This is a genomic window from Hyalangium ruber (genome assembly GCF_034259325.1).
Lineage (GTDB): Bacteria > Myxococcota > Myxococcia > Myxococcales > Myxococcaceae > Hyalangium_A > Hyalangium_A rubrum.
Genome location: NZ_JAXIVS010000008.1, coordinates 289,656 through 303,695, shown reverse-complemented (window position 1 = coordinate 303,695; position 14,040 = coordinate 289,656). Strand labels below are relative to the sequence as shown.

Genomic DNA, 14,040 nt, shown 5'->3' with positions numbered 1-14,040 from the left:
CCAGCGCCTCACGTCTGCTCGCCCGTGCTCGCGCAATCCACCACGGGCTCAGTCCCTCGAGAAGTCACCCTGCGGGCCCGCCGATGGCTTGCCCTCGATGTCCCAGTACTTCCAATCGCCGGCCTTCTCGCCATTCGCGTAGTGGCCCTGCACGGCGAGCGTCCCGTTCGGGTGCCATTCAGAGTAGGGGCCCTGCGCACGGTGCTCGAGCAGCGTCCCTTCGGCCCACTTCTTCCCGTCGGAGCGCCACGCGGTCCACTGCACCTCGCTCGCACCGGCGGCGTGGACCTCCTCGCGGTTCTTCTGTCCTTCCTCGTAGTAGAGGGTCCACAGGCCTTGCTTGAGGCCGCCCCGGTACTCGCCCTCCCACTGCTTCACGCCAGTGTCGAAGGAGCTCACCCAGCGGCCTTCCATCTTGCCGTCGACGTAGGCCCCTTCCATCTTCACCCTGCCATTGGAGTGCCACTCCACCCAGCGGCCGTGCTTCTGGCCGTCAGGCTTCGCGCACCATTGCAGCGTCCCCTCTGGTGGCGCGCGGCCTTGCAGCCGCGTCCCCTCGGGACACCCGCTGGAAGCCCGACTGCACCCGAGCGCCGCGCCCGCAAAGATGGCGAGCGCGACGAGCGCGTTGCGAAGAGGTGTCAGGAGCAGGTGCCAACCCCACTGCAGCTGCAGTTGTTGCCCGCGAACGAGTAGTCATCCGAGGCCGCGGCGAAGCTCCCGAGGCCGTAGTCGTGCTTGGCGCAGTCCTGCGTGTACGCCGTCGTGCCCACGCACGCCGGGGTGCTGGTGATGCCGCAGCCCTGACCGCAGCGGCCCTTGCAGCCATTGCCCGAGCCTCCATTGCAACCACAGCCCCGGCCCGCCTGGCGATAGTAGCCAGAGCCGATGTACTGGTTGCCGCACGTGCAGGAGATATGCACCCAGCCGCGCTCCGAGACGTACGAGTACGGCGTGAGCAGCTCGCCCACCGGGACGATCTGCAGGAAGCTCGTCTGCCGCACCGCCACGTCCTCGATGCGCGTGCGCTGCGTGTCCTCCTGCGGCACCACCTTCGAGATCTCCGCGAACAGCGGATCGATCAGTCGCGCCTGCGCCGCATCCAGCGCCTTGCCACTCGGCGTGAAGTTGCCCACGCCCTGGTTGTAGTCGACGCGAAAGCCAATGACCGGATCCCCGAAGTCGTAGGTCACCTCCACCACGTTGGGGGCGACCTCGGTCACCAGCGCGTGGACGGACTCGCCGCCCGAACGGTAGGTCGCCTCGAGCGTGGTCGCGTCGTGCTGGTGGAGTGTGAAGCCTTCCGCCTCGTTCACCTGCTCCGCGGGCTCGCTCGAACAGCCCACCGCCATCGCTACCATCACTGCGCACAGGACGAGCCTCTTCATCGCACTCTCGCTTCGGGGGTCGGGGGATTTCTTAAACGTCGAGATAATGGGAAAACCCACCAGCCAAGGTCAATCCGAAAATTCTGGGCCGGACAGAGCGGTCAGCACCCTGGCTCCGGCGTCCCTTCCGTACGCCAGCGGCCAATCCAAGCGTCGGATAGCGCACGCGGACACGTCTTCGCGCGGAATCCGCCGTGTCGGAGTCCTCGGGGCGCCCTATCCGAAGCTGTACCGCCCGTGCATACGCTCCCAGTCCTCCTCCTCCTGCTCGCCGCAGCACCTCCCTCGCTCGAAGCGAGCGCGAGTCCCGCTGCGGCAGACGCGCACGAGCCCGCCCTGGAGTTGATGACGCCGCCCGCGCCCCAAGTGGTGCTCACCACCTGGGAGGAGGCCCTGGCACGGCTCCGGGCACGCTCGGTGGAGGTGCTGCTCGCGCTCAGCCAGCTCGAGCTGGCCGGAGCCCAGGCGCGGCTGGCGCTCTCGCCGCTGTTACCGAACGTGAGTGCCACGGCCTCGGCGCAAGAGCGCCTCGCGGGGCAAGGCTCGCTCACCGTGGATGGTGGGGGTTCCATCCCCGTGGGGGGTGACGATGAGGGCCCCAGGCCCACCTCTCCCCTGCTCTCCCTGCGCGCCAGCGCCACCCAGTCGGTGATTGATGTGCCAGCCTGGTACCGGCTGTCCGCCGCCCGCTCTCGTGAGCGCGCGGCCGAGGCCTCGGCTCAAGACACCTGGCGGCGGGTGCTGCGCGAGTTCGCTCGAAGCCTGGTGGCGATCGTCTCCGCCGAGCGGGCCGTGGAGATCAACCGCGCGGCGCTCGCGCTGGCCCAGGCGCGACACCAGCTCACCCTGGAGTCCGAGCGGCTGGGCGTCGGCCGCAAGCTGGACACGCTCCGGACCGCCAGGGATCTGGAGGTCACCCACGCCGAGCTGCTCTCCAGCGTGGAGTCCTTGCGCCGCGCGCGCGAGGGGCTGGGGCTGGCGCTCGGTGCCAACACCGAAGTGGGGCTCGCTTCGGGCTTCCGTCTGGAGGGGCTGCGAGACAGCCTCGCCACGCTGTGCCATCCCCTCTGGGGCACGCCCCGCTCGGACCTCGTGGCCGCACAGCAGGAGGTGCAAGCCGCCGAGAGCTCGGTGGGTGGCGCGCGCACCGAATTCGTCCCCGCGCTCGGGCTGCAGAGCACGGTGACGGCCATCACCGTGGATCCGGGCTTCGCGCGCGTGAACTCGTGGAACATCGTCGCGCTCCTGGAACTCCCGCTCTGGGATGGCGGGGCACGCGGGGCTACGGTGCGCGCGGAGCGGGCAAACCTCTCCCTGGCCGAGCAGCGCCTCGAGTCCGTGCGGCGGGCGCTGGAGCTGGAGCTGTCCCAGGCGCGCCGGGGCGTGGCGCTGGCGGAGGCCTTGCGGCGGGCGGCGGAGCGCTCCCGGGAAGCCGCGTCCCAAACGGAGGTCCTCACCCGAGAGGCATTTCGGGAGGGCGTGGGCACCAGCCTCGAGCTGGTGCAGAGCGCCGTGGAGTTGCGCGAGGCGGAGCGCACCCTGGTCCTGCGCGAGTTGGAGCTGGTGCAGGCACGGGTGGAGGCGTTGATGGCGGAGGCCGCATGCGCGCTGTGATGGATGGGTTCCTCTCTCGTGGTCCCTTCGCCGTGGGGCTCATGCTCCTGCTGACGCACGGGGCGTGTTCCCGTGGGGAGGAGGGCTCGCAGAAGGGCGCCCCGGACGCGGGCAACGGCGCCGTGGCCGTGGATGTGAAGGAGGTGCAGCGCGGGCGGCTGCGCGCGCCGCTCACGCTGGTGGGTACGACCCAGCCAGTGCAGGAGGTGGCGGTGCGCGCGCGGGTGGAGGGGCACCTGGAGACGCTCACGGTGGATGTGGGGGACTCCGTCTCGACGGACCAGGAGTTGGGCCGGCAGGATCCGACGCTCCTCGACGCGGCGGTACACGAGGCCGAGGCGGCGCTTGCCGGGGCCCGCGCGGAGGCCGCGAGCGCCGAGGCTGGAGTGGCCCAAGCGAAGAGCGCACTCGAGCAATCCCGGCTGGCAGCCGCGCAGGCGGAGGTAGAGGCCCGGCGCTATGAGAGTCTGGCCGAACGAGGCATCTCCAGCCGCCAGGAGGCGGAGCAGCGCGCCACGGCGGCTCGCACCGCGCAGCAAGCGGTCCAGGCCGCCAGCCAGCAGGTGCTCACACAGCAGAGCCTCGCGACGGCGGCCCAATCCCGGATCCGCGCGCAGGAGGCGCTGCTCGCGGCGGCGAAGGAGCGTCGCTCGTTCGCCACCCTGCGCTCTCCGCTCTCCGGACGAGTCATGGCGCGCTTCCACTCGCCAGGAGACGTCGTCCTGGCCGGGGCCGAGGTGTTGCGCGTGGGGGACTTCTCCCAAGTGGAGGTAGCAGTCTCGGTGTCCGAGCTGGAGCTGTCGCGCGTGAAGCCCGGCCAGAAGGTCCCCGTGCGGATCGATGCCTTCGGCGACACGTCCTTCACAGGCACGGTGGCGCGGGTGTCACCCCAGGCCGATCCGGTGAGCCGACTGGTGCCCCTGGAGGTGGTGCTGGAGAACCCCGAGGGCCGCATCGGCAGTGGGTTGCTGGCGCGCGTGCGGTTCGAGAATGGCGTTCAGGAGCAACTGCTGCTCCTCGAGTCGGCGCTCATCGTCGGGCTGGGAGGCCCCGGTGACGGCGGGCAGCCCGCCCCCTCGGCGGAGGGGCGCGTCTTCGTGGTGAAGGGCGGAGAGTCGGGAAGCGCCCCTCAGGTGGAAGCGCGGGAGGTGCGCGTGGGCGCGCGCGCGGATGGCCAGGCGGAGATCCTCTCGGGCCTCCAGGAGGGTGAGCGCGTGGTGGTCCGGAGCCAGCGGCCGCTGCAGTCGGGCACCGAGGTACGCCCCAGCGCCCTCTCGGACAGTGGCCCCCAGGGCGTCGGCGGGGGCGGCCGTGAGTGAGTCCACCCCCGAGGCGCCGAGCACCGATGGGCGCCGGGGAAAGAGAAGAGGCCTGAGCGCGCTGGCAGTGCGGCGTCCGGTGGGGACGTTGATGCTCGCGACCACCGTGCTGGTGCTCGGGGTCTTCTTCCTCCTGCGCCTGCCGGTGGATCTGCTGCCCTCCATCACCTACCCGCGTATCGGCGTGAACGTGGAGGCACCAGGAGTCTCGCCCCAGGTGGCGGTGGAGGAGATCACCCGCCCGCTGGAAGAAGCGCTCGCGGCGACGGAAGGCGTGGTGCTCGTCTACTCCCAGACGCGCGAAGGCCGGGTCAACCTGAACCTGTTCTTCCAGCCGGGCGGAGACGTGGACCAGGCGCTCAACGACGCCACGGCGGCCGTCAACCGCGCCCGGAGCAACCTGCCTCCCACGATCGAGCAGCCACGGATCACCAAGGTGGATCCTGCTCAGCTGCCCGTCGTGGAGTTCGCGCTTACCTCCCCCGGCCTGTCGGGTCGGGAGCTGCGCGTCTTCGCGGACGAGGAGCTGGCGCGCGAGCTGGCGGTGGCTCCCGGTGTAGCGGCGGTGGACGTGGCGGGCGGCGCGCTCGAAGAGGTCCAGGTCCACGTGGATCTGCAGCGGCTCCAGTCCTCCGGGCTGGGGCTCCTGGAGTTCCTCGATGCGCTGGCCCAGGAGAACCAGGACATCTCCGCAGGGCGGTTGGAGGGACTGCGCACCGAGGCGCTCGTACGCACCGTGGGCCGCTTCCGCGAGGCCTCCGAGCTGGAGCGCCTCTCCTTCCTCGTCGGCACCCCGCCCACTCCCGCCATCGGAGCGCCCGTGCCCGCCACGGTGGTGCCTCAGCGCCAGGTGCTGTTGCGGGACTTCGCCACCGTGGTAGATGGCACCGAGGACGAGCGCGTCTTCGTCACGCTCAATGGCGAGCCCGCGGTCAAGGTGAGCGTGCAGAAGCAGGCGGACGCCAACACCGTGGATGTGGTCGATGGGGTGAAGGCGAAGGTGGAGGAGATGCGGCGCAGTGGGCGTCTGCCCGAGGGCGCCGTGCTCATCACCACCCTGGACGAGTCCGTCTTCATCAACCGCTCCATCGAGGAGGTGGCGCTCTCGGGGTTGGCGGGCGCCGTGCTGGCGGGCGTGGTGATCCTTCTCTTCCTCGGCTCGCTGCGGCAGACGTTCATCGTGGTGCTGGCCATCCCCTTGGGGACGCTGCTGTCGGTGGGCCTGCTGGCGCTCGTGGGCGGCTCGCTCAACATCTTCAGCCTCGGCGGGCTGGCGGTGGGCATCGGCGCGGTGGACAGCTGCATCGTCGTGCTGGAGAACATCATCCGGGGCGTCGAGGAGCGCCGCCGACGCGAAGAAGGCTCCGGCACCGGCGAGGCGGCTCCCCTGCCCGGCTCCGAGCTGATCCCGCTGGCCGAGGAGCGCAGCACGGAGCTGGAGTCCGCCCTGGTGGCCTCCACCACCACCAACCTCGTCGCCGTGGTGCCCTTCCTGCTCATCGGCGGCTTCGTGTCGCTGCTCTTCAACGAGCTCATCCTCACCGTGCTCTTCACGGTGGGCGCCTCGCTGCTCACCGCGCTCACGGTGGTGCCCTCGCTGGCGGCTCGGCTGCTGGCGATCCGGCGCACCAGCGGCCTGTCCCGCCTGCGCGTGGTGCGCTGGTTCGGCGCCCGGGTGGAGCGCCTCTCCGAGGGCTACGGGGCACTGCTGGCGCGGGTGCTCACGCGCCGCCGCTGGGTGCTCGCGGGGGTGTTCCTGCTCCTCGGGGTGGCCGCGGCCGTCATGCTCCCCTTCCTGTCCACCGAGATCCTCCCGCGCGTGGGTACGGGCCAGGCACGCCTCGTCGCCCAGCTCCCACCGGGGATGCCGCTGTCCGAGAGCCGGCGGCTGATGCAGCAGGTGGATGCGCTGCTGCGGCGCCAGGAGGAGACCGCCTACGTCTTCACCACCGTGGGAGGCTTCCTCTTCGGCAGCGCCACGACGGAGAACCCGCTGCGCGCCTCCAGCACCATCACCCTGAAGCCCGGCACGAACGCGCAGGACTTCGTCGCCCGCGTCAACAAGCAGTTCGCGGAGCTGAACCTGGTGGACATCCGGCTGCGGCTCTCGCCGGAGAACATCCGCGGCCTCATCACCAGCAACGCCCCGGTGCGCGCCGACATCGACGTGATGCTGCAGGGCACGGACGACGAGGCCCTGGAGAGCGCGGGCCGTCAGGTGCTCGCGGCGCTCGACGGGAAGGCCAAGCTCGCCCGCTACCGCCCGGACGCCGATCCCGTGCAGCCGGAGGTACAGGTGCGACGCGATCCCGAGCGCGCGGGGCTGCTTGGGTTGTCCTCCGGGCAGATCGGCCAGGCGGTGCAGACGGCGCTCGAGGGCACCATCGCCACGCAGCTCCAGCGCGGAGAGCGCCTGGTAGACGTGCGCGTGAAGCTGGCGCGCGAGGCGCTGCGCACCCGCTCCCAGCTCGAGCAGCTCCCGCTCGTCATCTCGGGAGGGGCACCCGTGCGCCTCTCCGAGGTGGCCGGCGTCTTCGAAGGCACCACCCCCGCAGAGATCCAACGCATCAACCAGCGCGAGGTGTTCATCATCGTCGGCGATCTGTCCGAAGGGGCCAGCCTGGGCGACGCGGTCGCGGAGATGGAGCGCATCGTGGGCGAGGTGAAGATGCCGCCCGGCGTGTCGATGCTGCCGAGCAACGCCGCCCAGAGCACCCGGGACCTGCAGCGCTCGCTGCTGCTGCTCGGCTCGCTGGCCGTCTTCCTGGTGTTCACCGTGATGGCCGTGCAGTACGACTCGCTCGTCGATCCCCTCGTCATCCTCTTCGCCATCCCGCCCGCGCTGGTGGGAGGCCTGGCCGGACTGGTGGTGACGGGCACGGCGCTCGGAGCCACGGCGCTCATCGGCGCGGTGCTGCTGGTGGGCGTCATCGTCGGCAACGGCATCATCCTCGTGGAGCTCGCCAACCAGCTGCGCGAGGAGTCCGCCGAGCTGTCGCGCATGGAGGCCATGCGGCGCGCGGCCCCCATGCGGCTTCGGCCCATCCTCATCACCACGCTGCTGGCCACGCTGGGCCTGGTGCCCCTCGCGCTCGGCTTCGGCGAGGGGACCGAGCTGCTGCGTCCGCTGGCGCTCGTCACCCTCTTCGGCCTGAGCGCGGGCACGCTGCTCACGCTCTTCGTCGTGCCGTGCCTCTACGTCAGCCTCCACGCATTCTTTGCGTGGCGCCCCGGGCAGCGGCACACCGCGCCCTGAGCGGCGCCCGCTGTGGCGAAATACCCCAATGGGCCCGGCGCAGACCGCCATGTGCCTGATTCCACGGGCTTTTCGCCTCCTCGGCGCGGATGTCGCCAAATGCCACGGTGCTCAGCGCACGGCGTGGGGAGCGGATGAACCGAGCCTGCTCGAGTGCTGGAGTTCCGAGGGGTTATCCCCGCCACGGCCAACGGCACTGGAGTTGCTCTGGGCATGAGGGCAGGAGGAGTTCCGTGGATACGACCCTGACCTTCAATGACGCGATGGCCCGCCTGTCGGAGACGCTCTACACCGCCGCCAAGGTGCATGTGAACACCCGGCGCACGGGCCGCCTCGTCGCTCCCCAGCTCCATGCCGACGCCTCGGCGGATGTGGCCTTCGAGCTGAAGCTCGACGCCCGGGGCGAGGTGAGCTCCCACGTGGAGAAGTACTGCGCGGGCTACACCCTGCGCTGCACCGCCTGGATCGAGTCCGAGGATCCGATGCTGCGCATCTCCGGCTCCATCCAGTCCAGCGATGGAGGCGGCATCGAGCTCCAGAACGTGCGCCCCAACCAGCCCGTCCGCTTCGAGCTGCCGACGAGCCTCTGGCACAGCACGCGCTTCACGGTGCAGCTGAAGGTCCCCCCGGCCCAGGCGGCCGGTAAGTCCCTCCGGGTGAAGATGCGCGTGAGCTACTGAGCTGAGCCCGCCGGGGCTCAGACGACCTCGGCGAACTCCTCGCGGCGGCGCTCGAAGAGGTTCGCGGCGAGCCACAGCAGCACCGCGGCGATGCCCATCCACAGCAACAGCGGGCCCGCGGCGGGCAGCTTGTGGTCGTAGAAGATGGCCTGGTACGAGGTGACCATCACCGCCATCGGGTTGGCCAGCACCATCACCTCCCGGAACGCCTCGGGGATGGTCTCGGCCCGGAAGAAGATCGGCGTGACGAAGAACCACATCGTCAGCAGGTTGTTGAGGATCTGCTGCAGGTCCCGGAACGTCACGTTGATGGCCGAGCACAGGTAGGCCAGCGCCAGCGTCACCCACAGCTGCACGAACAGCACCACCGGGAACAGGACGACGTGCCAGGTCGGCGGCCGGCCCAGGATCGTCCCCAGGATGAACAGCAGCGGCAGCGACAGCAGGAAGTTGACCAGGTTGGTGGTCACCACCGTGGCCGGCAGGATCTGCGCTGGGAAGCGCACCTTGGTGAGCAGATCTCGCCGGTCGCTGATCGCGCTGGCGCCGGCGCCCACGGAGCTGGAGAACCAGATCCACGGCAGCAGCCCGACGAAGACGAAGAACGTGTAGTCCTCGATCTGCTGCCGCATCCACACCGAGAACATCAGCGAGTAGACGATCATCTGCATCGTCGGGTTGAGGAACGTCCACAGGAACCCGAGGACGGAGCCGCGGTAGCGCGCCTTCAGCTCTCGCTGGGTGAGGCTCAGCAGGAGGCTGCGGTACTGGTAGATCTCACGGAAGTTGCGAAACATGCGGCGCTATCCCTACACCAGAGCACGCACCGCCGCGAGCCTCCCCCCGCCATTGGGGCAGGCAGCCGGGCGTGGGGCGCGGACCCGAAGTGGATTTTTCCGTTGGGTTTCCAAGGGATGGACAGCTCCCCTTTCTTCGGAGGATCCTCGATAGCCGAGGCCTGAGGCACGGGCCGCCAGCCCTTGTTCGTGAGTGACGGGACGCCGTGAAAGAACACGCACACACCGCTAGCGGCGGGCCCCGCCCCGTGGTGAAGGAGGCGCGGACCTTCGCGGACGTGCTCCGGCGCCGTGCGGCGGAGCTGGGCCCGGCCCCGGCTTTCACCTTCCTGGGCACGGAAGGCACCGGCTCCGGCGACGTCACCCTCACCTACGCCGAGGTGGACCGCCGCGCCCGAGCCATCGCCCTCGAGCTGGAGACGCGCGGCCTGTCCGGCCAGCGCGTGCTCATCGTTCTGCCCCCCGGCCCCACGTACCTGGCCAGCCTCTTCGGCTGCTTCTACGCGGGCGCCATCGCCGTGCCGGTGCCCTCGCCGCTGTTCGAAGGGCAGCGCCAGGGCGCGGGGCTGCTGGCCGCCATCGCACAGGACTCCGGGGCCGCCGCCGCGCTCGTGGGAGGAGAGCCCCCAGCCCTCGCGGGCCACATCGAGCTGATCGCCGCCGAGTCCATCGTCCCGCGCGCCATGCCGCTGGACTGGATGCCGCAGCTGCCGGACTCGCGCTCGCTGGCGCTGTTGCAGTACACGGCCGGCAACAACGGCACGCCCAAGGGCGTGCGCGTCACGCACGCCAACCTGCTCGACAACGCCGAGGGCCTGCGCCGCGGCTTCGGCCACTGCGCCACCGACAAGATCCTGCTCTGGCTGCCCACGCACCAGGGCCTGGGCCTGATCGAAGGTGTGCTCCAGCCGCTCTATGCCGGCATCTCCTCCGTGCTGATGCAGCCCCAGGCCTTCTTCGAGCGGCCGGTGCGGTGGCTGGAGGCGATGTCCGCTCACGGCGCGACGATCAGCGGCGCTCCCGACTTCGCCTATGAGCTGTGCGTGCGGACCGTCACCGAGAACGAGCGCTCCCGGCTCGATCTGAGCCGCTGGCGCATCGCGTTCTCCAGCGGCGAGCAGGTGCGCGCCGAGACGCTGGAGCGCTTCTCGGCGCACTTCGGCCCGCGCGGCTTCCAGCAGCGGGCCTTCCGGCCGGTGTATGGGCTGGCCGAATGCACCTACCTCGTCGCCGGCGGCAAGTCCGAGGGCGGCCCCACCCTGCGGGGCGTCGCCGTGGACGCGCTGGCCCAGCAGCGCATCACCGAGCGCCCCGGCGCGGCCACGAAGCTGGTGAGCTGCGGTCCCGCCTCGACGAGCGTGCAGGTGCTCATCGTCAACCCCTCCACACGAGCGCCCCGGGGCGATCAGGAGATCGGCGAGGTGTGGCTGTCGGGCCTGAGCGTCGCCGACGGGTACTGGGGCCGCGTGGCCACCACCGAGGAGGCCTTCCGAGGGCGGCTGGCCAGCAGCGCCTCCGGCACGCGGGCCTTCCTGCGCACGGGCGATCTAGGCGCCTGCGTGGGCGGCGACCTCTACCTCACGGGGCGCGTCCGGGACGTGGTCATCTGGGAGGGGATGGATCTCCGGCTCCATGATCTCGAGTTCGACGCGGCGGCGAGCCACCCCGCGGTGGTGCCCGGCAGCTGCGCGGCCTTCGCGCTCAAGCCGCTTCGGGACGAGCAGCTCACCCTGGTGGCCGAGGTCTTCCCTCCCGAGGGCCCCACGCTCACGCCCGCGGACGAGCAGGCCCGGCTCCGCGAAATCACCCGCGCCATCCGCCGCAATGTCGGCCAGCGCCACGGGGTGATGCTGGCGGAGATCTGCCTGGCACGCGCCTTCAGTCTGCCCAGGTCCTCCACGGGGCATGTCTCCCGAAGCGCCGTGCGCACGGCGCACCTGGCCTCCGAGTACCCACTGCTGCTGAGCGATCGGGCCCACGAGTCCTCGGAGAAGGACACGAAGGCGGACGTCTCGCCCGTGGCCGTTCCGGCGCCAGTCCCCAGTGTGCCGCTGGCCGAGAAGTTGCCCGCGCCAGCGCAGGTGCCGCTGACGCCCTCGATGTACGCGGTGCATGATCCGGCGCGCGCCCTCCAGAACAGGATGGGCGCCAGCCGGGTCTTCGAGCTGCCCGAGGGCACCGAGGCCTTCCACCTCGCCGAGGCGCTCCACGCGGTATGGTCGGCCCACGAGACGCTGCGCCTGCGCTACGCCCGGAAGGCGGACGCGGGGGACTGGGCCGCGCTCATCACCCCCGACAAGGTGCCCGTCCCGCTGACGCGGCTCGAGCTCGCCTCCCGGCAGGATGAGGAGTCCTGGGCCGAGGTGGAAAGCACGGCCCGGCGGCTGGGCGCCGAGGTGGGCCAGTGCGCGGGGCCGTTGGCGACGTTCGTCTTCTGCGATCGGGGTCAGCGCAAGGCCCCGTGGCTGCTGGCGGTGTGTCACCCGGCGCTCATGGATGAGTCCTCCTGGCGGATCCTGGCCACGGATCTGGCGGACGCGTGCGAGCAGGCGCGCCTGCGCGGACGGGTCCGGCTGGCGCCCCAGAGCGGCTCGCTGACGCAGTGGGTCCAGCACCTCGTCTCCGAGGCGGAGCTGCCTCGGCTCGCTTCGGAGGCACGCGTGCATTGGCTGGCGCGCTCCTCCACCCTTCCGCCGGAGCCCTCCCCGGTGGCCAACGCGGCGGAGACTCCCGCGCCCGGCGCCCTGGCGGAGGTGAATGCCGCCGCGCTGCAGCGCACCTCCACCCTGTTCGATGTCTCGCGGGAGGCCCTGCTGCTGGCGGCGTGCGCGCTCGCCTATGGCACGTACACTCGACGCTCGGCGGTCCAGATCCGCCTGGAGCAGAGCGCGCGCGTCACCAGCCGCTACCAGGTGGACGCCTCGCGCATGCTGGGCAACCTCCAGTACGTGTTCCCCGTCCTCCTGCCCATCGAGCCGGAGGCCCTGCCGGCAGAGCTGGCGCGGCACACCCACGTCGAGCTGTCGAATGCGCCGCTGGGAGGGTTGGCCTACGAAGCCCTGCGGGCGTACGGCGCGGATCGCTCCCTGGCCGACGCGCTCCTGGCCCTGCCGGCGCCGGACTTCAGCATGCGCCTGGAGGACGAAGGCGCCCCTTCCAGCCGCGGAACGCTGCGCACCCTGGCCATGTTCAATGATGGGCCATGGCCGGGCGAGGGCAGCCTGCCGCTGCGCGTGGAGGCGCGGCTCTCGGCCGAGCGCGTCCAGCTCTTGTGGCACGGCACCACCTCGGACGGGAGCCTGCTGAGCGCGCTGGCGAAGCTGACCGAGCAGACGCTGCGCACGCTCTGCGCGCACGCGGACAACACCCGGGCCACCACGGCCACGGGGCGCGGTCCCGCCCGAGTGCCCACCGCGCAGCGCTCGAGATGAAAAAGGGGCAGGGTCTCCGAAAGACCCCGCCCCCAGGAACCTCAATCCCCTGCCCGCCTCACTCCTGGGCGGGAGCAGGCGGCGGAGCGAACTGCCCGGCCGCCTTGAGCACGCGCAGCGCGGCCAGCGAGGCATTCAGCGTCTCGCCCACGAAGCCCGTCTCCGCGGCGGCGAGCGCGGTGTTGGCGTCCGTCACCTCGAGATAGGTGGCGCTGCCCGCCTTGAAGCTCACGTCCACCAGGCGCTGGCCCTCGCGCGCCAGGCGCAGCTGCTCCTCGGCCTTGATACGGTTGGCCCGAGCGCTGGCCAGCTCCAGCAGCCCACGACGCACCTCGTCCCGGGCCTTGTTCTCCGCGGCGCGGGCGGAGGCCTCCGCCTCGGCCACCTTGGCGCTGCTCTCGCGCAGCTCCGCCTCTCGCAGGCCGCCGTCCCAGATCGTCCAGTTGAGCCCCAGGGTGATGGCCCAGTTCGTGTTCTCACCGGTGAAGCCGCCCACGTTGGCCCACCGGTACACGGCGGACAGGCCCAAGTTGGGCGCGTACTTCCACTTCGTCGCGGTGCGCCCGCTCTCGGCCAGATCCAGGTTGCGCTGCGCCGCCGCCACGTCCGGCCGCTGGAGCGCCGCCTTCTCCAGCTCCTCGATGCCCGAGGGAAGCACCGGCTCCTCCGGCACCACCACGTCGAAGTCAGCCGGCTCGTTCATCAGCGTGGCCAGCGACTGCACCATGCTCAGGTAGGAGTTGCGCGCGCGCACCAGGTCCTGCTCAGCGCGGCCCCGGTCGATCTGGGCGCGCAGCAGCGCCACCTTGGGCTGCGCACCGGCCTCGTAGCCCACCGTCACGTCCTTCTCGCGGGCGACATTCACCGCCAGCAGGCGCTCCTGCACGGAGATGGCCTGCTGGAGCCCCGCCGCGCCGAAGTAGAGCTGCGCGGCGCCAAAGAGGATCTCCCGGCGCGCCGCCTCCACGTTGAGGGCCGCCACGTCCTCGGCGATGCCCGCCGTCCGGATGGCCTGCCACAGCGCAGGAGCGATGATGGCCTGGTTGAGCTGCGCCTGGGCTCCCAGCTGGTTGAACACCTGGATCGGCGCTTCGATGATGGCCGCGGGCACGAGCGCCAGGTTGGTGGGAGCACCCGGCAGGTCCGGCGGGGAGTCCGGAACGCCCGGGCCACTCGTCGGCCCGCCGACGTCGCGGATGACGTAGCCCACGGGCAGCCGGAGGTTGGCCTCGGCATTGTTGCGCGTGTACGAGGCGCCCACGGAGATCTGCGGCAGGTAGCCGCTGCGGGCCTTGGCGGACAGCTCCTGTGCCTGGGCCAGCCGCGCCCGAGCCGCTTGCAGATCCAGGCTCTGGGACTCCATGCGGGTGAGCACTTCCTGGAACGTCAACGTCCGGGCCGCGGGGCTCGGGGCTTCCGGAGGAGTCGGGGCTGCTGCGGGGCTCGGAGCGGTCTCGGCCTCCCGGGGTGTTGCGGCGCTCGGAGCGTCCTGCTGGGCAGCCAGGGTGACGAGGGCTACGAAGACAAGCGGGTTCATAACACCCTCCTCCTTGAA

General features: G+C 71.0%; 9 protein-coding genes. 5 read left to right on the top strand and 4 right to left on the bottom strand.

Annotation, left to right across the window (positions count from 1 at the left end; genetic code table 11):
* Window positions 1-48 precede the first annotated feature (48 nt).
* On the bottom strand, window positions 49-471 hold the full coding sequence (locus tag SYV04_RS24220; protein ID WP_321548241.1) for a toxin-antitoxin system YwqK family antitoxin: 423 nt from the start codon (window positions 469-471) through the stop codon (window positions 49-51).
* 170 nt (window positions 472-641) lie between these two features.
* On the bottom strand, window positions 642-1,388 hold the full coding sequence (locus SYV04_RS24215) for a hypothetical protein (RefSeq protein WP_321548240.1): 747 nt from the start codon (window positions 1,386-1,388) through the stop codon (window positions 642-644).
* Window positions 1,389-1,625: 237 nt separating this feature from the next.
* On the opposite strand from SYV04_RS24215, the gene SYV04_RS24210 reads away from it, so the two are divergent.
* From SYV04_RS24210 to SYV04_RS24195, 4 genes are all read left to right on the top strand, one after another.
* Window positions 1,626-3,002, top strand: a complete 1,377-nt coding sequence (locus SYV04_RS24210; RefSeq protein WP_321548239.1) for a TolC family protein — start codon at window positions 1,626-1,628, stop codon at window positions 3,000-3,002.
* Entirely contained in the window at window positions 2,990-4,321 is a 1,332-nt protein-coding gene (locus tag SYV04_RS24205) for an efflux RND transporter periplasmic adaptor subunit (protein ID WP_321548238.1), read from the top strand. Before SYV04_RS24210 ends, SYV04_RS24205 begins: the two co-directional genes overlap by 13 nt.
* Window positions 4,314-7,577 carry an efflux RND transporter permease subunit gene (locus SYV04_RS24200; protein ID WP_321548237.1) on the top strand — a complete coding sequence of 1,088 codons (3,264 nt, stop codon included), beginning with the start codon at window positions 4,314-4,316 and terminating at the stop codon, window positions 7,575-7,577. Before SYV04_RS24205 ends, SYV04_RS24200 begins: the two co-directional genes overlap by 8 nt.
* A 233-nt stretch (window positions 7,578-7,810) precedes the next feature.
* Window positions 7,811-8,257 carry a hypothetical protein gene (locus tag SYV04_RS24195; RefSeq protein WP_321548236.1) on the top strand — a complete coding sequence of 149 codons (447 nt, stop codon included), beginning with the start codon at window positions 7,811-7,813 and terminating at the stop codon, window positions 8,255-8,257.
* Between the two features lie 17 nt (window positions 8,258-8,274).
* On the opposite strand, the gene SYV04_RS24190 is transcribed toward SYV04_RS24195, so the two are convergent.
* Window positions 8,275-9,054, bottom strand: coding sequence for an ABC transporter permease (locus SYV04_RS24190; RefSeq protein WP_321548235.1), 780 nt, complete (start codon window positions 9,052-9,054; stop codon window positions 8,275-8,277).
* 206 nt (window positions 9,055-9,260) lie between these two features.
* Between SYV04_RS24190 and SYV04_RS24185 the strand changes: the two genes are divergently transcribed.
* Entirely contained in the window at window positions 9,261-12,485 is a 3,225-nt protein-coding gene (locus SYV04_RS24185) for an AMP-binding protein (RefSeq protein WP_321548234.1), read from the top strand.
* A gap of 58 nt (window positions 12,486-12,543) precedes the next feature.
* On the opposite strand, the gene SYV04_RS24180 is transcribed toward SYV04_RS24185, so the two are convergent.
* Window positions 12,544-14,022: a TolC family protein gene (locus SYV04_RS24180; RefSeq protein WP_321548233.1), complete on the bottom strand. Its 1,479-nt coding sequence runs from the start codon at window positions 14,020-14,022 to the stop codon at window positions 12,544-12,546.
* Between the last annotated feature and the right edge of the window lie 18 nt (window positions 14,023-14,040).

Excerpts from the sequence above, each read along its gene's own strand:
- SYV04_RS24180 (WP_321548233.1), bottom strand. The coding sequence starts at position 14,022 with ATGAACCCGCTTGTCTTCGTAGCCCTCGTCACCCTGGCTGCCCAGCAG.
- SYV04_RS24190 (WP_321548235.1), bottom strand. The coding sequence starts at position 9,054 with ATGTTTCGCAACTTCCGTGAGATCTACCAGTACCGCAGCCTCCTGCTG.
- SYV04_RS24215 (WP_321548240.1), bottom strand. The coding sequence starts at position 1,388 with ATGAAGAGGCTCGTCCTGTGCGCAGTGATGGTAGCGATGGCGGTGGGC.
- SYV04_RS24205 (WP_321548238.1), top strand. The coding sequence starts at position 2,990 with ATGCGCGCTGTGATGGATGGGTTCCTCTCTCGTGGTCCCTTCGCCGTG.